A 17,321-nucleotide genomic window follows, 5' to 3' on the forward strand; every position below is an offset into this window, starting at 1 on the left:
CGCTGATTATGATTTGCACTGTTACCGAGCTTTCAAACACAGGTGCGCGACGTATCGCTCACCAATCCGGGGGGCGTACGCCGATGAGAATTATACTTCTGGGACCGCCGGGGTCGGGCAAGGGGACCCAGGCGCAGCTCTTGGTGCAGCGCTATGGCATCGTCCAGCTTTCGACCGGCGAGATGCTGCGCGCGGCCGTTGCTGCGGCTACGCCGGTGGGGCTGAAGGCCAAGGAAGTCATGGCCGCCGGCGGGCTCGTGCCTGATGAAGTCGTGGTCGGAATCATCTCCGACCGGATCGAGCAGCCGGACGCCAAGAACGGTTTCATCCTCGACGGTTTCCCGCGCACCGTGCCGCAGGCCGAGGCGCTGGATGAGCTGCTGAGGCACAAGCATCTCAAGCTCGATGCGGTGATCGAGCTCCGCGTCAACGAGAGCGCGCTTCTGAGTCGCGTCGAGACCCGCGTCGCCCAGATGCGTGAGCGCGGGGAGGAGGTCCGGCTCGACGACACCCCGGAGGTTCTGACCAAGCGCCTGGCCAGCTACCGCAGCCAGACGGAGCCCCTGATTCACTACTATTCCGAGCGGCGGAAGCTCTCCACCATCGACGGCATGATGGCCATCGACGAGGTTACCCGCGCCATCCACCGCCAGCTCCTGGCGCTCGGGGCGGTGGAACCCAAGACCCATGCCCGCAGCGCGGCCAAGTCGAGCCCGGCCAAGAAGGCCAAGGCGGCGAAGAAAGCGGCCAAAAAGCCGGCGAAAACGGCCAAAAAGGCTGGCAAATCCTCCAAAAAGGCCGCCAAGAAGGCCGTGAAGGGTGCCAAGAAGGCGGCCAAAAAAACGACCAGGAAAACGGTCAAGAAAGCAGCCAAGAAGACCGCCAGGAAGGCCGTCAAAAAGGGTGCCAAAAAGACCGCAAAAAAGGTCACGAAAAAGCGAGCCAAGCGCTAGCAGCGGTTGACGAAAGCCCCTGGAATCCCCTAATAAGCCCCGCATCCAAGTCGGATAGTTTCAGACGATGCCGGGCCCCAGGAAGACCGGGGGTGGGCGTCGTGTTCGCGTTTGTGAACACCTGCCCGAGAAACCAAGCACTTAAGCCCGATTTCTGACGAGGGATCGGCAACAGGAGAGAAGGCCGTGGCCCGTATTGCCGGCGTGAACATTCCCACCAACAAGCGCGTGCTGATCGCGCTTCAGTACATCCATGGCATCGGCCCGAAGATCGCCGGTGACATCATCGAGAAGGTGAAGATCCCCGAGGATCGTCGCGTCAATCAGCTCAGCGACGCCGAAGTGCTCCAGATCCGCGAAGTGATCGACCGCGACTATCTCGTCGAGGGCGACCTGCGTCGTGAGGTCGGCATCAACATCAAGCGTCTGATGGACCTCGGCTGTTACCGCGGCCTGCGTCATCGTCGCGGTCTGCCGGTGCGTGGTCAGCGGACCCACACCAATGCGCGTACGCGCAAGGGGCCGGCCAAGGCCATCGCCGGCAAGAAGAAGTAAGTTTTCGCATTCCATCGCGGCGTGTGGCGAAAGGGGATACCCGTTCGCCACGCGCTTTTCGTTCCACAGGTGTAGCCGCTGGCATTACGGCGGCGTTTGAGATCTTCAGGAAAGGGACTCAATGGGCAAGGAAGCCACCCGCGTTCGCCGTCGTGAGCGCAAGAACATCGCCTCCGGCGTTGCGCACGTGAACTCGTCGTTCAACAACACGACCATCACCATCACCGACGCGCAGGGCAACACGATTGCCTGGTCTTCCGCCGGCACGATGGGCTTCAAGGGCTCGCGCAAGTCGACCCCGTATGCCGCGCAGGTTGCCGCCGAGGACGTGTCTAAGAAGGCGCAGGAGCACGGCATGCGCACGCTGGAAGTCGAAGTCGCCGGTCCCGGTTCGGGCCGCGAGTCGGCGCTCCGCGCGCTCCAGGCCGCGGGCTTCACCGTCACCTCGATCCGCGACGTGACCACGATCCCGCACAACGGTTGCCGTCCCCGCAAGCGTCGGCGCGTTTGATTTCTACGAGTTGCGGGCGCATCGGCGCCCGCAATGACTTTGCAAGAAGCCGCGGGAATGCTCTGCGGCCTTTCTCCAACGCCAGTATTTGATGCCTCAAATTGACTGGCCTGTATGGGTGAAACAGTGACGATCCAGAAAAATTGGCAAGAACTGATTCGGCCGAACAAGCTCCAGGTCACGCCCGGCAGTGACCCCTCGCGTTTCGCGACCATCGTCGCCGAGCCGCTCGAGCGCGGCTTCGGCCAGACTCTCGGCAACGCACTGCGCCGCATCCTGCTCTCCTCGCTCCAGGGCGCGGCGGTGCAGTCGGTGCACATCGACGGCGTGCTGCACGAGTTCTCCTCGATCGCTGGCGTTCGTGAGGACGTCACCGACATCGTGCTGAACATCAAGGACATCTCGATCAAGATGCAGGGCGAAGGCCCCAAGCGCATGGTCGTGAAGAAGCAGGGCCCGGGCGTCGTCACCGCCGGCGACATCCAGACCGTCGGCGACGTCACCGTGCTCAATCCGGACCTGCAGATCTGCACGCTCGACGAGGGCGCCGAGATCCGCATGGAGTTCACGGTCTCGACCGGCAAGGGCTACGTCCCCGCCGAGCGCAACCGTCCCGAGGACGCGCCGATCGGCCTGATCCCGGTCGACAGCCTGTACTCGCCGGTCCGCAAGGTCTCCTACAAGGTCGAGAACACCCGCGAGGGCCAGATCCTCGACTACGACAAGCTGACCATGACGATCGAGACCAACGGCGCGATCTCGCCGGATGACTCGGTGGCCTACGCCGCCCGCATCCTGCAGGATCAGCTCAACGTGTTCGTCAACTTCGAAGAGCCGCGCAAGGAAGTCGCCCAGGAGATCATCCCGGACCTCGCCTTCAACCCGGCCTTCCTCAAGAAGGTGGACGAGCTCGAGCTGTCGGTGCGTTCGGCCAACTGCTTGAAGAACGACAACATCGTCTACATCGGCGACCTCGTGCAGAAGAGCGAAGCGGAAATGCTCCGCACCCCGAACTTCGGCCGCAAGTCGCTGAACGAGATCAAGGAAGTGCTGGCCCAGATGGGTCTGCACCTCGGCATGGAAGTGCCGGGCTGGCCGCCGGAGAACATCGACGAGCTCGCCAAGCGCTTCGAGGATCATTACTGAGTTTTCGTCGTTCCGGGGCGATGCGCGAGCATCGAGCCCGGAACCTCGAGATTCCGGGTTCGGCTCTGCGAGCCGCCCCGGAATGACTGACTGGGCGAACGCAGGCAGCCCACCTGAGCAACAAGTCCGACGAACCGTCGCGACGAATGGAAATTCAAGGAATACAAAAATGCGTCACGGCAAGGTTCATCGTAAGCTCAACCGCACCGCCGAGCATCGCCGCGCGATGTTCGCCAACATGTGTGCCGCGCTGATCAAGCACGAGCAGATCGTCACCACGCTCCCGAAGGCCAAGGAATTGCGCCCGATCGTGGAGAAGCTGATCACCCTCGGCAAGAAGGGCGGCCTGTCCATGCGTCGCCAGGCCATCTCCGAGATGCGCGACAAGGATCAGGTCAAGAAGCTGTTCGACACGCTGGCCCCCCGCTACAAGGACCGCCAGGGCGGCTACACCCGCATCATCAAGGCCGGCTTCCGCTACGGCGACAACGCCGCGATGGCCGTGATCGAGTTCGTCGATCGCGACGTCGATGCCAAGGGCCAGGATTCCGGCCCGGTGCAGGAGAAGGAAGCCGAGGCGGCGTAAGCCGTTTCAGCAGGCACGGAATTGAAAGCGGCGCCCTCGGGCGCCGCTTTTGTTTTTGGGACGGTCGAAGGTCCGCGAGACTATTCTTCCTTGATCCCCGCCCTTTGCGCGATCTCCTTCATCTCGGCGGTCTCCTTGCCGATGGCTCCCTCCCAATCGCTGTAGCGCATGAAGCCGGGTTCGAAGCCGACCTTGCTGAAACGATCGACGACGGAAGGGCTCTTGATGATCTCCTCCAGCGTCACCGTCAGTTTGTCGCGAACCGCCGGCGGCAGCCCCTTGGGCGCGACCACCGCGCCCCATGACGAGAAGTCGATGCCGGTGTAGCCGAGCTCGGCAAGCGTCGGCACGTCGGGCAGGTAGGGCGTACGCTTGCCCGAGAACACCGCGAGCACCTTGACGGTGCCGGCCTCGATCTGCGGTTTCACGGCGATCACGGTGTCGACATGGTACTGGATGTGCTTGCCGATCAGGTCGTTCATCGCCGGCGCGCTGCCCTTGTAGGGCAGGTGGACCATCTTGACCCCGGCGGCCGATTTGAACAGCTCGCCGGCAAAATGCGAGACAGTTGCGACGCCAAAGGACGCCAGCGACAGCTTATCGGGATTGGCCTTCGCCTCGGCGACCAGCGCAGCCACGTCCGTGATGGGATTATCCTTGTAGGTGACCAGCGCCAGCGTGATCTTGCCGGTCTGTCCAATCGGCTCGAAATCCTTGGCGGCGTCGTAGGGCACACTTTCCTTCACGGCCGCCGGCAGCGTGAAGCTCGAGTTCGAGCTGAAGAACAGGGTGTAACCGTCGGGCGCCGCGCGCGCGACTTCCTTGGCCGCGATCGTGGTGCCGCCGCCGGGGCGGTTCATGATGACCGCGGGCTTGCCGAGCCGCGTCTCCAGTTCGCCGCCGATGATGCGCGCCACGACGTCGGAGGCGCCGCCGGGTGGGAAGGGGACGATCAATTGCAACGGCTTTTCCGGATAGGCCGCTTCAGCCAGTGCTAGCGAATTGCCGCCCATCAGGCCGAGCAGTCCGAGGACAACAGTGAGAGCCGTTGATTTCATGCAGAGATTTTCCGTGTTCGCCAGAGCAAGAGTGCTCGGTGCAGCCTAGCAATAATCGTTCCATTCGTAGAGCGGGTGTCCAAGTTGTCGCGGGAAAGCTCCGCAACGCGTCACTGATTGGTGAGTGCCGATTGCGGCCCGATCCGCCGCGTCCGATATCACGATCACCGAACTGACGGAGATATTGCATGAACATCGACCTTTCCGGAAAGACCGCCCTGGTGACCGGCTCGACGGCCGGCATCGGCCATGCCATCGCCAAGGGCCTTGCTGGCTCGGGTGCTAACGTCGTGATCAACGGGCGCGGCCAGGACAAGGTCGATGCCGCCGTGCGCAAGCTGGAAGGGACGGGCGCCAAGGTCCGCGGCATCGCCGCCGATGTCTCCACTGCTGCGGGCTGCAAGGCGCTTATCGCGGCGCTGCCCGAGGTCGACATCCTCGTCAACAATACCGGCGTCTACGAGGCAAAGGACTTCTTCGACATCCCGGACGAGGAATGGAGCCGCTACTTCGACGTCAACGTGATGAGTGGCGTGCGGCTGTCGCGGGCCTACATGAAGGGCATGCTCAAGCGTAACTGGGGCCGCATCGTCTTCATCTCCTCGGAGTCCGGACTGAACATTCCCGTCGAGATGATCCATTACGGCATGACCAAGACGGCGCAGCTTTCGGTGGCGCGCGGCCTCGCGCAGCTCACCCGCGGCACCGGCGTCACCGTCAATTCCGTGCTGCCGGGCCCGACCATGTCGGAGGGCGTCGAGACCTTCGTGAAGGGGCTCGCCAAACAAAACGGACAATCCGTGGATGAAGCCGCCGCCAATTTCGTCAGGCAGCATCGCCCGAGCTCGCTGATCCAGCGCTTTGCGAGCGTCGACGAGATCGCGAACATGGTTGTCTACGTCGCCTCGAGGGAGGCGTCCGCCACCAACGGCGCGGCGCTGCGGGCGGAAGGCGGCATCGTCAATACGATCGCGTAAGAGCGCCTATGAGCGCTTATGTGATTTCCGAAGTCGAGATGCGCGATCTCGAGGGATTTGAAGCCTATCGCGCGCTCGCCGCGAAGACGATTGCGCAGTTTGGCGGGCGCTATCTCGTCCGCGGCGGCAAGGCCGATCTGGCGGAAGGCAACCTTCCGCCGAAGGCCATCGTCATCGTCGAATTCCCGTCGATGGCGAGGCTGAAGGAATGGTACGCCTCGCCGGAATATGCCGAGGCGTTGAAGATCCGCGCCGCTGCGCTGGAGCGGCGCTTGATCTTTGTTGAGGGCGTAGCGGAAACGTAGGGTGGGTTAGCGTGCGGCTGCGCGAAGCGCAGTCCGATCGCGTAACCCACCACTGGGTGCCTCCGCCGTACAAGAAGAGGTGGGTTACGCTGCGCTAACCCACCCTACGCACCGAGGCCTTCGACTACCACCCCTCCAGCACGATCTTGCCGCGCGACTTGCCGCTCTCGAGCAGCACATGCGCGCGCTTGAGGTTGGCGGCATTGATCGTGCCGAAGGTCTGGTCGAGCGTCGTGCGCAACACGCCCTTGTCGATGAGGTCCGCGACGTCGTTGAGCAGGTGATGCTGCGCGATCATGTCGGGCGTCTGGAACGAGGAGCGCGTGAACATCGATTCCCAGTGCACCGAGATCGCCTTGCCCTTGAAGGTGCTCATCGTAAATTCCGGGGGATCGTCGATCAGACCGAACCGGCCCTGCGGCGCCATGAACTCCGCGATCGCCTTGTAGTGCTGATCGGTGAAGGTGAGGCTCGCCACCAGCGCGACCGGCGGCAGCTTCAACTTCTCGATCTGCTCCTTCATCGGCTTGCCGTGGTCGATCACGGCATGCGCGCCGAGATCGAGACACCATTTTTGCGATTCCGGCCGCGTCGCGGTTGCGAGCACCGTGAGCCCGGTCAGGCGGCGCGCGAGCTGGATCAGGATCGAGCCGACGCCGCCGGCGCCGCCCGTGATCAGCAGCGTGCGCGGATCGACGCTCTTGCCGGGCACGGCGCCGAGCCGGTCGAACAGCAATTCCCACGCCGTGATGGAGGTGAGGGGAAGAGCGGCCGCTTGCGCGAACGACAGGCTCTTCGGCTTGTTGCCGACGATGCGCTCGTCGACGAGATGGAATTCGGCGTTGGTGCCCTGGCGCAGGATCGAGCCGGCGTAGAACACCTCGTCGCCCGGCTTGAACAGCGTGACATCGGGACCGACCGCATCGACGACGCCGGCGGCGTCATAGCCCAGGATCTTCACCTCGCCCTCGGGCGGGGCAGCGCGCTTGCGCACCTTGTAATCGACCGGATTGGCCGAGATCGCCTTCACGGCGACGCGGATGTCGCGCCCTTTGGGCTCGGGTTTTGCGGTCTCGAAATCGATCAGTGAATTCGCGTCCTCGATCGGAAGCGACTTCTTGTAGCCGACGGCCTTCATGGCGTGTCTCCATCAGTTGGCGCAGCTTGTCGCGTGCGCCTAGCCTGCTAACTGTCCCGCTGGCGTCCATTTGGCAAGTACTGTAAATTCGGGGATATAGTCCCTGTTTGGATACTATTGGAAAAACACGCATGAAACGGCGCAATTTTGCCCGTCGTCCCGGCTGCTCGGTCGAGGCGACGCTGGACCTGATCGACGGCAAGTGGAAGGGCGTGATCCTCTATCACCTGCAGAGCGGAACCCAGCGCTTCGGCGAATTACGCCGCCGGATGCCCGGCATCACCCAGCGCATGCTGACGAAACAGCTGCGCGCGCTGGAGGAGGACAAGCTCGTCATCCGCAAGGTCTATGCGGAAGTGCCGCCGCGGGTTGAGTATTGCCTCTCCGAGCTCGGCGAGAGCCTCAAGCCGGTGATCGACATCCTCAAGGCCTGGGGCGAGAGCCATCAGCAGCGGCTGTCCTGCGCGCCGCCGCCCGTGGTCGTGAGGAAGCCGAAGCGCGCGGCGTAAGCAGCGCGGCGTGCTCGGTGTCGTCCCTGCGAACGCATCCGCTGGTGGTTATGGGTCCCGGGTTCGCGCTGTCGCGCGCCCCGGGACGACGAGTTCAGAACGCGAACTGCGTGCGCATCGCGACCGCGTCGAACTTCGAGCCGACATCGGCGGTCGAGATCGGCGAAGCCTGCCGCGACACCGTGCCGTGCAGATAGTCGAGCATGAAGCGGACGTTGCCGTTGACATACCAGTTGAGCGCAAGGGTGTAGACCGTCTGCCGGCCGCCGGCGACGCCGTTGGCGGTCGCGAGCTGGTTGTTGAGATCGATCGTCGAGAAGCGTCCCGCGATCTCCCACGCACCCCAGCCGCCGCCGTCGAGCGAGAACGGATGCGCCGGCTTGACGCCGTTATAGGCCGCATTCGCCGCGTTGTAGGTGCGACCCTCGCCGGTCAGCACGTAGCCGGCCTGCGCGTAGCCGCCCTGGAATTTCAGGCTCGGCGCGCCGACCAGCGGCACACCGGTGTTGGCGGTGCGATCGACATTGTACCAGAAGTACTCGCCCTGAACGATGAATGGACCGTAGGTCGCCGCGGCCTCGACGCTGTAGACCTGCGCGCCGGAGGTGTTGGCGATCGCGCCGGTCGAGATCAGCGTCGTCGGATCAAGCCGCAGTTCGGGGCGATCGCTGAGCGTCACCGTCTGCGTGTTGGCGATGAGGTTGCGCGGCGGCTGGATCAGCCATTGCGCGTCGGCGCCGATATGCACCGAGTAGTCCTTGCCGCTGATCGGGTTGCCGGCGATACGCGCCACGGCGCCATATTGCTCGCTCGTGCCCGCCGGAGCCGCGCTGGAGGCGGAGTGGATCGCGCCGGTCGACGGTCCCGTGACATAGCCGCCGATCCAGAGCTGGTCGGTGAACCAGCGCGTGCCGGCCGCGGAGCGGAAGTCGCCGGCGGCGATGTTGGTCGCGATCACGCCGGGTGAGGCGCGCTCCATGAACATGATGTCGTTGGAGCTCGTCGCCTCGTCCATGGTGTAGGGCAGGTCCATGATGCCGGCCTCGATCGCCATCCGTCCGCCGAACGGCTTCAGGCCGGTGTAGCTGAGATAGGCGTTCTCGACGCCGGACACGCCGCCGCCGGGCAGCGATCCCGGAGCCGCCCCGCCAAATCCGTCGGAGGAGCCGCCGAAGTCGTAGACCAGCGCGAAATTCCAGTCGTTGAAGAATTTTCCGGTGACGCCGATGCGCGCGCGGCGGACGTTCTCGCCGCTGTCGAGCTTTTGGGGCACGGTGGCCGCCGTGTTGGGGCGGTAGTCGTAGCCGCCGACATCCCAATGCAAGCGGCTGGTGATCGCCACGCAGTTGGCCTGGTCGGCGGTGCAGATGGTCGGTCGGTTGTTCGGCATCGTCACGACCACGCCAGAGGCGGGCACCGGTCCCTTGACGGGGATTGCCGCGTTCGCGTTTGCCACCACCGCCTTCGCCTCCGAGCGCGCTTCGGCCTTCGCCTCGGCCTTGGCTTCGGCCTTCGCCTTCGCCGTGGCCGCCGTGTTCGCCGCAGTCTGGCTCTGGAGCTTGTCGAGCTTCTGCTCCAGCAGCTTCAGCTGTTGCTTGAGGAGAGCGATCTCCTGCTCGCTGCTGCTTGCCGATTGGGCCTGGGCCTGCGAGGCCGCCAGCGCTCCGGCGAGACCAATGGCCGTGGCTGCAAGTCTTGTCCTGCTCACGTTACGCCTCCATCGTTTGACGAACTTCCCCAAGTGACTTCCTCAAGTCGCGAACGGAGAGCCTAGGTATGAACGATGACTGCCCCGCGACGCTGCGCCCGGTTGCGTGGGTTCCCACTGGTGCAAATTCGCCGCAACCGAATCCGCTTCCCACCACCATGCAAGATGACGCGCATCATGCCAATCCACCGCCCGGGTAAATTGCCGATTCGCACGGTTCGCTTGCATGCCGGACGCACCGGGGAAGGGACCGAATATTGCCGCCCGGCGCCCTTCTATTGGGGGGCGAACACGCCTATATTCCGTCGTCTTTTCCAAGAGGTAGGAATGTTTCGATCGACCTGGACTGCCGCGGTGGCGGCATTGTGCATAGCCTTTTCGGCCCACTTCAATCCGGCCACGGCGCAGGACCGTCGGGTCCCGTCGTCGCCGGCCGAACTGCGGCTGTCCTATGCGCCGATCGTGCAGCGGGTGCAGCCGGCGGTCGTCAACGTCTATGCCGCGAAGGTAGTGCAGAACCGCAATCCGCTGCTCGACGATCCGATCTTCCGCCGCTTCTTCGGCGTACCCGGCCAGCAGCCCGAGCAGATGCAGCGCTCGCTCGGCTCCGGCGTCATCGTCGATGCCTCCGGCCTCGTCGTCACCAACGTCCATGTCATCGAGGGCGCGGACCAGGTCAGGGTGTCACTGTCGGACAAGCGCGAGTTCGAGGCCGAGATCCTGCTCAAGGATTCGCGCACTGATCTGGCCGTGCTTCGCCTGAAGGACACCAAAGAGAAATTCCCGACGCTGGACTTCACCAATTCCGACGAGCTGCTGGTCGGCGATATCGTGCTCGCGATCGGCAATCCCTTCGGCGTCGGCCAGACGGTGACGCACGGCATCATCTCAGCGCTGGCGCGCACGCAGGTCGGCATCACCGACTACCAGTTCTTCATCCAGACCGATGCGGCGATCAATCCCGGCAATTCCGGCGGCGCGCTGGTCGACATGAGCGGCAAACTCGCCGGCATCAACACCGCGATCTATTCGCGCTCCGGTGGCTCGCAGGGCATCGGCTTTGCGATTCCCGCCAACATGGTGCGCGTCGTCGTCGCCTCCGCCAAGAGCGGCGGCAAGGCGGTGAAGCGTCCCTGGCTCGGTGCGAAATTGCAGGCGGTGACGCCGGAGATCGCCGAGAGCCTCGGGCTGCGCTCGCCGACCGGCGCGCTGGTCGCGAGCGTGGTGTCGAACGGCCCCGCGGCCAAGGCCGGCCTGAAATCCTCCGATCTCATCACCGGGATCGACGGCCAGACCGTGGATGATCCCAACGCCTTCGACTATCGGTTCGCGACGCGTCCGCTCGGCGGCACGGCGCAGATCGACGTGCAGCGCGGCGGCAAGCCGGTCAGGCTGACAGTGGCGCTGGAGACCGCGCCCGACACCGGCCGCAACGAGCTCGTCATTACCGCGCGCTCGCCGTTCCAGGGCGCGAAGGTTTCGACCATCACGCCGGCGGTTGCCGACGAGCTGCATCTGGACGCCGACACCGAGGGCGTCGTGATCGCCGATCTCGGCGGCGACAGCGCGGCGGCGAGTGTCGGCTTCCAGAAGGGCGACATCATCCTCGCCGTCAACAACCAGAAGATCAGCAAGACCGGCGATCTCGAGAAGGCCGCGGGCGAGCGCCAGCGGATCTGGCGCATCACGCTGGTGCGCGGCGGTCAGCAGATCAACGTTACGCTGGGCGGATGAGTCCGAAGCGACCACAGGAGACGCCAACTCTCTTTGCCGCGGCGGGGCTCGATCACGAGGCTCCGCATCCGCTGCCGGATCGCTTGCGTCCGCGCGCGCTGTCGGAGGTCGTCGGCCAGGATCACATCCTCGGCCCCGACGGCGCGCTGACGCGCATGCTGGAGACGCGCACGCTGGGCTCGCTGGTGTTCTGGGGCCCGCCCGGCACCGGCAAGACCACGGTGGCGCGGCTGCTGGCGGATGCGACCGATCTGCATTTCGAGCAGATCTCCGCGGTGTTCTCCGGCGTCGCCGACCTCAAGAAGGCGTTCGACGCCGCACGTGCCCGCCGCGAGATGGGCAAGGGCACGCTGCTGTTCGTCGACGAGGTCCATCGCTTCAATCGCGCGCAGCAGGATTCGTTTCTGCCGGTGATGGAAGACGGCACGGTGGTGATGATCGGTGCCACCACCGAAAACCCGTCCTTCGAGCTCAACGCGGCGTTGCTCTCTCGCGCGCGCGTGCTGGTGTTCCGCTCGCTCGACGCCGCCGCGATCGAGAAGCTGTTCGCGCATGCCGAGCAGGTCGAGGGCAGGAAGCTGCCGCTCGATGCGGAGGCGCGCGCGGTGCTGGTGCGCATGGCCGACGGCGACGGTCGCGCGTCGCTGACGCTCGCCGAAGAGGTCTGGCGTTCGGCGCGAGCGGACGAGATTTTCAACGCCGCGCAGTTGCAGGACATCCTGCAGCGGCGTGCGCCGATCTACGACAAGTCGGCCGACGGCCATTACAATCTGATCTCGGCGCTGCATAAGTCGGTGCGCGGCTCCGATCCCGACGCCGCGCTGTACTATCTCGCGCGCATGCTGGACGCCGGCGAGGACCCGCTGTTCCTGGCCCGCCGCGTCGTGCGCATGGCGGTGGAGGACATCGGCCTTGCCGATCCGCAGGCGCTCGTCATTGCCAATGCGGCGAAGGATGCCTTCGATTTCCTCGGCCATCCCGAGGGCGAGCTCGCCATCGCGCAGGCCGTGGTCTATCTCGCCACCGCGCCGAAATCGAATGCGGTCTACACCGCCTTCGGCACGGCGATGCAGGTCGCCAAGCAGGCCGGATCACTGCTGCCGCCAAAGCACATCCTGAACTCGCCGACCAAGCTGATGAAGTCGGAGGGCTACGGCTCCGGCTACGCATACGACCACGACGCCCCCGATGCCTTCTCCGGCCAGGACTACTTCCCGGAAGCCCTGGGCCGCCAGACCTTCTACGACCCGCCGGAGCGCGGCTTCGAGCGGGAGATCAGGAAGCGGCTGGATTACTGGGCCAAGCTGCGCAAGGAGCGGGGTGGCTCGCGCTAGAGGCGGCCATTTCGCCGTGACGGAAGGCCGCTTTTAGGGTAGGCAGGCATTCATGAGCCGCCGCATCAAGAGAATGAATCCAAAACCCCGTTCGCGTGACGAGCGCGACGACGCACGCCCGTTGAAGGCGCGCAGCGCGAAGAAGGCCGGGCCGCGTCCGGGCGGGAAGCCGCCGCGCTCTGCCGGAGAGCGTGCCGAGCGGCGTGGCCCCGAGCGCGCCGAGCGGCGGCCGCCCAAAGCTGCCGCCCAGGAAAGGCCTGCGCCGGAGAAGCCGGTCGAGGCGCTGCTGCCGACCAAGGTGCAGACCGTGACCGTCACGGCCGACGAGAACAACATGCGCGTCGACCGTTTCCTCGAGGCGCGCTTTCCCGGCCTGTCGTTCTCCCACATCCAGCGCGTCGTCCGCAAAGGCGAGCTGCGCGTGGACGGCAAGCGCGTCGACAGCAAGGATCGGCTTGAGGAAGGGCAGAGCGTCCGCATTCCGCCGCTGAAGCTCGACGCGCCGAAGGCCGTCGGTGAGCTCTCGGAGGCTGCGCAGAAGACGCTCAAGGCGCTCAAGGAGATGACGATCTGGGAGGACGACGACGTCCTCGTGCTGAACAAGCCGGCCGGCCTTGCCGTGCAGGGCGGCTCGGGCATGACGCGCCACATCGACCAGATGCTGGAGGTGATGCGCGATGCCAAGGGCCAGAAGCCGCGCCTCGTGCACCGCATCGATCGCGAGACCTCGGGCTGCCTGCTGATTGCCAAGACGCGCTTTGCCGCCTCGCATCTGACCGGCGCATTTCGTTCGCGATCGGCCCGCAAGGTCTATTGGGCGCTGGTGCCGGGTCTGCCGAAGCCGAAGCAGGGCCGCATCTCCACCTTCCTCGCGAAGGAAGAGAGCGAGGACGACACCATCATGCGCATCGCGCAGCATGGCGATGAGGGCGCCAGCCACGCGGTGACCTACTACGCCGTGGTCGAGACCGCCGGCAACAAGCTGACCTGGGTGTCCTTGAAACCGGTGACGGGCCGCACCCACCAGCTGCGCGCCCACATGGAACATATCGGCCATCCCATCGTCGGCGATCCCAAATATTTCAACATCGAGAACTGGCAGCTGCCGGGCGGCCTGCAAAATCGTCTGCATCTCTTGGCCCGCCGCATCGTCATTCCGCATCCGCGCGGCGGCGTGATCGACGCCACCGCGCCGCTGCCGCCGCACATGCAGCAGTCGTGGAATCTGCTCGGGCTGGACGCGAGCCGGTTTGACCCGATCGAGAACGCACCGGAGGAGTAGGGGCTGAGCTTTGGGCTAAGGCGTTTCCCCAAGGTCGTCCTGGCGAAAGCCAGGACCCATTACCACAGAGAGGAGTTTGACGAAGACTCGTCGTTTGGTACTTCGACTTCGTCCTCCAGATAGATCACGCGGTATGGGTCCTGGCTTTCGCCAGGACGACAGCGGAATGTTTGGCGACCAGCTTCCCCACACACGTCCTCAATTCCGGAACTGCTCCAGAAACATCCGCAAGCTGTCGTGCGGGCTCTCGACATCCGTGATCAGCCAGCCTTCGGGACCGTTCACCAGGACGAAGTTCAGCGCCACCCGGCGGCCGTGATTGTCGAAATTCGCCGCGACATAGGTCTTGTCATATTGCCTGCGGACGACCGCGATCGTAACAGGGCCGAGCCTCCAGTTCGGGCTCTGCACCAGGAAATCGTAGGGCTCGACTCTCGGCGTGCTCCAGGCCTTGCGCAGGGGCAGATCGAAGAACTGACGGGCGGTCGCAGTGTCCCGCGGCAGGCCCTTTGACAGCTCCGGCGCGCCCTCGCCGTAATGGGCATAGACGTTGCGGACCAGCGATTCCGGGGTGCGGAAGCCGGCCTCGGCCGCGGCCAGCCAAAGTCCTGCCAACAGGGCTCCAATGCCCCCAATGCCCCCAAGTTCCCTCATGCCCGCTGCTCGCTTTATCGGCCACAGGTCTTATCTTAAAAGCCTAGCATCCGGCGACCGGGACCCAAAACTCACATGCGCGAATTGTTCGAAGAAGCTGCGGGGCAGCCCCCGCCGGATCCACGGGAATCGGCACGTGCGTCCGCGCGTACGCCGTTGCGCAAGCGCTTCTACAAGGAGGCCGGCGTCACGGATGCCGAGGGCGGCTTCGCCATCACGCTCGACGGCAAGCCGATCCGCACGCCGTCCGGCCGCCAGGTGGTGATCCCCGCGCGCGCGCTGGCCGATGCGGTGGCCGCCGAGTGGGCGGCCCAGGGCGAGACGATCGACCCTGTCACCATGCCGCAGACGCGGATCGCCAACAGCGTGGTCGAGGGCGTCGTCGACCGTGTCGAGCTCGTCAGCGACGATCTCGCAAAGTACTTCGAGTCCGACCTGCTGTTCTATCGCGCCGGCCATCCCGAGGGGCTGGTCGCCCGCGAGGCCGCGCACTGGGACCCCGTGCTGTTCTGGGCCGCGGATACGCTGGGCGCGCATTTCATCCTGTCCGAGGGCGTCATGCATGTGAAGCAGCCGGACGAGGCGCTGAAGGCGGCCCGGGCCGCGCTGCCCGGCGATCCCTGGTCGGTCGCAGCCCTCCACATGGTCACGACCCTGACCGGCTCGGCGCTGCTGGCGCTGGCGCTGGCCCATGGCGTGCGCGATGCGGACCAGGTCTGGGCCGCCGCCCATGTCGACGAGGACTGGAACATCGAGAAATGGGGCGCGGACGAGGAGGCGGCCGCCCGCCGCGCCGCCCGCCTGAAGGATTTCCAGGCCGCCGTGGCGGTCCTGGCGGCGGTGAAGCCGCCCGCGGCCCAAGGTCCTTAACGAGAGGTTTACGACGGGGCTTTAGGGTGAGGGGCCAGCGTTTCCCGGGCCCCTTGAGATGCCGACGCCGATAAGCTCGATCGTTCCCGTCAGTGCCGCCAGCCCCGTCGCTGATGCGGCGACGCCCGATCTCGTGCTCCAGGCCGGCAGCGTCGTCGATGCCAGGGTCGTCAGCGTGATGGCCGACAATCTGGTGCGGATCGCGATTGCCAATTTGTCGATGGACGTGATGTCCGAGGTGGCGCTAACCCCTGGGCAAAACCTCCAGCTCGCGGTCTCGCAGAACGATGGCACGATCCGGCTCGCTGTCATGAACGGGGCAGGCGAGGCGACCGCCGATCAGGTCACGCTGACGCCGCGCGCGGCCTCGCTGGTGGACAGCCCCTCGCTCGCGCCGTCCGCGACCGCGGCACGCAACACGCTGACGGCATCGGAACAGGTCGCCGTCACCGCCGCTTCGGCCGAGGCGGTCACAAAACAGGGCAGCCAGGCGCCGCTGTTCGCCAATCTGGCTTCCGTGGTGACAGACAGCGATCTGCCCGCGGGCCTGAAGCAGGCGGTGCTCGACGTGCTGGCGCAGCAGACACCGCTCAACACCGCCCTCGATGGCGGCGATATCGAATCCGCGTTCCAGAAGTCCGGGCTGTTTCTCGAGGCGTCATTGGCCGCAGGCACAACGCCGTCTCCTGGCGCGACGCCGGACTTGAAGGCCGCACTGCTGGTGCTGCGCCAGACACTGGCGACCCTCGATACCGCCGTGCCGCAGGCGCCGGCCCAAGGCGCCGCGCCGCCGACCAGTGCTGCGGCCACGACGCAGACCGCAGCTTCCACGCTTCAAGTGGCGGGCGAGGCGGCACAGGCGGCGTTACCGTCACCGGCGGCGGAAGTGACCCAAGTGCCACGGGGCGCTGCGCTTGCCGCCGCCGTGCTGGCGGAGATAGCGGGCGGCAATCCGCAGGGCCCGGTGCCGCGAACCGTGTCCGCAGGCCTTGCCGCGAGCCTGCTGCAGGAGGTTACGCAAAACCTGCCGCGGATGCTCGGCAACTTGCCGGGCTCGAACAAGGCCGTGCCGGATGGTCACATCTTCGAGGCCGCCGCGCGCGCAACCACGCCGCCGCCGATCCGCGGCGCGCTGCCGGTGCCGCAGGCTGTCGCCGCGCCATCGCTCGCGCCTGATACACCGCTGGCCGCAACCGTGCATCGCCTCCTCGACGACACCGATGCCGCGATCGCGCGGCAGACGCTGTTGCAGGTCGCTTCGCTCCCCGATCGCACCGATGCCAGCGGTCACCGCATCGATCCGGCCGTGCCGCAGTGGAATTTCGAGATTCCGTTCGCGACCCCGCAAGGCACCGCGATGGCGCAGTTCGAGATCTCGCGCGATGGCGGTGGCGAGCAGGCCGATCCGGCCAAGCGCGCCTGGCGTGCGCGCTTCACGCTCAATGTCGAGCCGGCCGGGCCCGTGCACGCGCTGATCACGCTGAACGGCGACAAGACCTTCGTGCGGATGTGGGCGGAGCGGCCGGCGACCGCGCAGCAGCTCCGCGCCGGGATCGGGGAGCTCAGCCAGGCGATGACGCGGGCCGAGCTCAAGCCCGGCGACATCGTCGTGCGCGACGGCACGCCGCCGCAGCCGGCGCCGGCCCGCGCCGGCCACTTCCTGGACCGCGCCACATGAGCGATCCGTCCAAGCTCGCGATCGCGCTGCATTACGAGAAGGGCTCTGGCGCGCCCGTGGTCGTCGCCAAGGGCAAGGGCACGATCGGCGAGAAGATCGTCGAGATCGCGAAGGCCAACGACATCCCGATCGAGGAGAACGAGATCCTGGCCGGCGCGCTCTCCAAGGTAGAGCTCGGCGAGGAGATCCCGCCCGACCTCTACAAGGCCGTCGCCGAGGTGCTGGTGTTCGTGCTGCGGCTGTCGGGCCGGGGGCGGTAGAAACCACCTGTCATCGTTTTACCACGTAGCGGCTGCATGGTCGCGGCCACTTTCATCATTCGA

The 17,321-nt window shown here is 65.6% G+C and carries 18 protein-coding genes; 14 read left to right on the top strand and 4 right to left on the bottom strand.

Annotated elements, in window-relative coordinates; all coding sequences use genetic code 11:
• Positions 1-83 precede the first annotated feature (83 nt).
• The 5 genes from XH79_RS35095 (at position 84) to rplQ (ending at position 3,751) form a co-directional block, all read left to right on the top strand.
• The gene (locus XH79_RS35095) at positions 84-953 is read left to right on the top strand and encodes an adenylate kinase (protein WP_271584761.1); all 870 of its coding nucleotides are present in this window, start codon (positions 84-86) and stop codon (positions 951-953) included.
• A gap of 186 nt (positions 954-1,139) precedes the next feature.
• The gene (gene rpsM, locus XH79_RS35100) at positions 1,140-1,508 is read left to right on the top strand and encodes a 30S ribosomal protein S13 (protein ID WP_018647258.1); all 369 of its coding nucleotides are present in this window, start codon (positions 1,140-1,142) and stop codon (positions 1,506-1,508) included.
• A 121-nt stretch (positions 1,509-1,629) separates the two neighbouring features.
• A complete protein-coding gene (gene rpsK / locus XH79_RS35105; protein WP_007603045.1) occupies positions 1,630-2,019 on the top strand; it encodes a 30S ribosomal protein S11 in 390 nt (129 codons plus the stop codon).
• A gap of 114 nt (positions 2,020-2,133) precedes the next feature.
• Positions 2,134-3,165, top strand: a complete 1,032-nt coding sequence (locus XH79_RS35110) for a DNA-directed RNA polymerase subunit alpha (RefSeq protein WP_060736365.1) — start codon at positions 2,134-2,136, stop codon at positions 3,163-3,165.
• A gap of 169 nt (positions 3,166-3,334) precedes the next feature.
• Complete coding sequence (gene rplQ / locus XH79_RS35115; protein WP_212345931.1) at positions 3,335-3,751, top strand: 50S ribosomal protein L17; 417 nt, start codon at positions 3,335-3,337, stop codon at positions 3,749-3,751.
• A gap of 80 nt (positions 3,752-3,831) precedes the next feature.
• Here rplQ and XH79_RS35120 read toward each other — a convergent pair whose 3' ends face one another.
• The gene (locus XH79_RS35120) at positions 3,832-4,809 is read right to left on the bottom strand and encodes a Bug family tripartite tricarboxylate transporter substrate binding protein (protein WP_212345928.1); all 978 of its coding nucleotides are present in this window, start codon (positions 4,807-4,809) and stop codon (positions 3,832-3,834) included.
• Between the two features lie 188 nt (positions 4,810-4,997).
• Here XH79_RS35120 and XH79_RS35125 point away from each other — a divergent pair, with 188 nt between their 5' ends.
• Together XH79_RS35125 and XH79_RS35130 are read left to right on the top strand one after the other, a co-directional pair.
• On the top strand, positions 4,998-5,786 hold the full coding sequence (locus XH79_RS35125) for an SDR family NAD(P)-dependent oxidoreductase (RefSeq protein ID WP_271584636.1): 789 nt from the start codon (positions 4,998-5,000) through the stop codon (positions 5,784-5,786).
• Positions 5,787-5,794: 8 nt separating this feature from the next.
• On the top strand, positions 5,795-6,091 hold the full coding sequence (locus tag XH79_RS35130) for a DUF1330 domain-containing protein (RefSeq protein ID WP_212345924.1): 297 nt from the start codon (positions 5,795-5,797) through the stop codon (positions 6,089-6,091).
• Between the two features lie 124 nt (positions 6,092-6,215).
• On the opposite strand, the gene XH79_RS35135 is transcribed toward XH79_RS35130, so the two are convergent.
• Positions 6,216-7,229, bottom strand: coding sequence for a zinc-binding alcohol dehydrogenase family protein (locus XH79_RS35135; protein WP_271584637.1), 1,014 nt, complete (start codon positions 7,227-7,229; stop codon positions 6,216-6,218).
• 131 nt (positions 7,230-7,360) lie between these two features.
• On the opposite strand from XH79_RS35135, the gene XH79_RS35140 reads away from it, so the two are divergent.
• On the top strand, positions 7,361-7,738 hold the full coding sequence (locus XH79_RS35140) for a winged helix-turn-helix transcriptional regulator (RefSeq protein ID WP_100176988.1): 378 nt from the start codon (positions 7,361-7,363) through the stop codon (positions 7,736-7,738).
• A 94-nt stretch (positions 7,739-7,832) separates the two neighbouring features.
• On the opposite strand, the gene XH79_RS35145 is transcribed toward XH79_RS35140, so the two are convergent.
• Complete coding sequence (locus XH79_RS35145) at positions 7,833-9,446, bottom strand: OprO/OprP family phosphate-selective porin (protein ID WP_271584638.1); 1,614 nt, start codon at positions 9,444-9,446, stop codon at positions 7,833-7,835.
• 327 nt (positions 9,447-9,773) lie between these two features.
• Between XH79_RS35145 and XH79_RS35150 the strand changes: the two genes are divergently transcribed.
• The 3 genes from XH79_RS35150 to XH79_RS35160 are packed head-to-tail and all read left to right on the top strand — an operon-like array spanning position 9,774 to position 13,796.
• The gene (locus XH79_RS35150; RefSeq protein ID WP_271584639.1) at positions 9,774-11,180 is read left to right on the top strand and encodes a DegQ family serine endoprotease; all 1,407 of its coding nucleotides are present in this window, start codon (positions 9,774-9,776) and stop codon (positions 11,178-11,180) included.
• The gene (locus XH79_RS35155) at positions 11,177-12,514 is read left to right on the top strand and encodes a replication-associated recombination protein A (RefSeq protein WP_271584640.1); all 1,338 of its coding nucleotides are present in this window, start codon (positions 11,177-11,179) and stop codon (positions 12,512-12,514) included. The genes XH79_RS35150 and XH79_RS35155 overlap by 4 nt, the downstream gene beginning before the upstream one ends.
• 52 nt (positions 12,515-12,566) lie before the next feature.
• Positions 12,567-13,796: an RluA family pseudouridine synthase gene (locus tag XH79_RS35160; RefSeq protein WP_271584641.1), complete on the top strand. Its 1,230-nt coding sequence runs from the start codon at positions 12,567-12,569 to the stop codon at positions 13,794-13,796.
• A 198-nt stretch (positions 13,797-13,994) separates the two neighbouring features.
• On the opposite strand, the gene XH79_RS35165 is transcribed toward XH79_RS35160, so the two are convergent.
• On the bottom strand, positions 13,995-14,450 hold the full coding sequence (locus tag XH79_RS35165) for a hypothetical protein (RefSeq protein ID WP_271584642.1): 456 nt from the start codon (positions 14,448-14,450) through the stop codon (positions 13,995-13,997).
• Positions 14,451-14,525: 75 nt separating this feature from the next.
• Here XH79_RS35165 and XH79_RS35170 point away from each other — a divergent pair, with 75 nt between their 5' ends.
• From XH79_RS35170 to XH79_RS35180, 3 genes are read left to right on the top strand one after another with little or no spacing between them, the layout of a single operon-like run.
• Positions 14,526-15,320: an ATP12 family chaperone protein gene (locus XH79_RS35170; RefSeq protein WP_271584643.1), complete on the top strand. Its 795-nt coding sequence runs from the start codon at positions 14,526-14,528 to the stop codon at positions 15,318-15,320.
• A 58-nt stretch (positions 15,321-15,378) separates the two neighbouring features.
• The gene (gene fliK, locus XH79_RS35175; RefSeq protein ID WP_271584644.1) at positions 15,379-16,998 is read left to right on the top strand and encodes a flagellar hook-length control protein FliK; all 1,620 of its coding nucleotides are present in this window, start codon (positions 15,379-15,381) and stop codon (positions 16,996-16,998) included.
• Entirely contained in the window at positions 16,995-17,258 is a 264-nt protein-coding gene (locus XH79_RS35180) for an EscU/YscU/HrcU family type III secretion system export apparatus switch protein (RefSeq protein WP_011088117.1), read from the top strand. The genes fliK and XH79_RS35180 overlap by 4 nt, the downstream gene beginning before the upstream one ends.
• The last annotated feature ends 63 nt before the right edge of the window (positions 17,259-17,321 follow it).

The sequence above is a fragment of the Bradyrhizobium sp. CCBAU 45389 genome (assembly GCF_028128625.1).
Classification (GTDB): domain Bacteria; phylum Pseudomonadota; class Alphaproteobacteria; order Rhizobiales; family Xanthobacteraceae; genus Bradyrhizobium; species Bradyrhizobium liaoningense_B.

Bases quoted from the DNA above. Each gene is read 5' to 3' on its own strand.
- XH79_RS35095 (WP_271584761.1), top strand. From the start codon at position 84: ATGAGAATTATACTTCTGGGACCGCCGGGGTCGGGCAAGGGGACCCAG.
- rpsK (WP_007603045.1), top strand. From the start codon at position 1,630: ATGGGCAAGGAAGCCACCCGCGTTCGCCGTCGTGAGCGCAAGAACATC.
- XH79_RS35110 (WP_060736365.1), top strand. From the start codon at position 2,134: ATGGGTGAAACAGTGACGATCCAGAAAAATTGGCAAGAACTGATTCGG.
- rplQ (WP_212345931.1), top strand. From the start codon at position 3,335: ATGCGTCACGGCAAGGTTCATCGTAAGCTCAACCGCACCGCCGAGCAT.
- XH79_RS35120 (WP_212345928.1), bottom strand. From the start codon at position 4,809: ATGAAATCAACGGCTCTCACTGTTGTCCTCGGACTGCTCGGCCTGATG.
- XH79_RS35125 (WP_271584636.1), top strand. From the start codon at position 4,998: ATGAACATCGACCTTTCCGGAAAGACCGCCCTGGTGACCGGCTCGACG.
- XH79_RS35130 (WP_212345924.1), top strand. From the start codon at position 5,795: ATGAGCGCTTATGTGATTTCCGAAGTCGAGATGCGCGATCTCGAGGGA.
- XH79_RS35135 (WP_271584637.1), bottom strand. From the start codon at position 7,229: ATGAAGGCCGTCGGCTACAAGAAGTCGCTTCCGATCGAGGACGCGAAT.
- XH79_RS35140 (WP_100176988.1), top strand. From the start codon at position 7,361: ATGAAACGGCGCAATTTTGCCCGTCGTCCCGGCTGCTCGGTCGAGGCG.
- XH79_RS35150 (WP_271584639.1), top strand. From the start codon at position 9,774: ATGTTTCGATCGACCTGGACTGCCGCGGTGGCGGCATTGTGCATAGCC.
- XH79_RS35155 (WP_271584640.1), top strand. From the start codon at position 11,177: ATGAGTCCGAAGCGACCACAGGAGACGCCAACTCTCTTTGCCGCGGCG.
- XH79_RS35160 (WP_271584641.1), top strand. From the start codon at position 12,567: ATGAGCCGCCGCATCAAGAGAATGAATCCAAAACCCCGTTCGCGTGAC.
- XH79_RS35165 (WP_271584642.1), bottom strand. From the start codon at position 14,450: ATGAGGGAACTTGGGGGCATTGGGGGCATTGGAGCCCTGTTGGCAGGA.
- XH79_RS35170 (WP_271584643.1), top strand. From the start codon at position 14,526: ATGCGCGAATTGTTCGAAGAAGCTGCGGGGCAGCCCCCGCCGGATCCA.
- fliK (WP_271584644.1), top strand. From the start codon at position 15,379: ATGCCGACGCCGATAAGCTCGATCGTTCCCGTCAGTGCCGCCAGCCCC.
- XH79_RS35180 (WP_011088117.1), top strand. From the start codon at position 16,995: ATGAGCGATCCGTCCAAGCTCGCGATCGCGCTGCATTACGAGAAGGGC.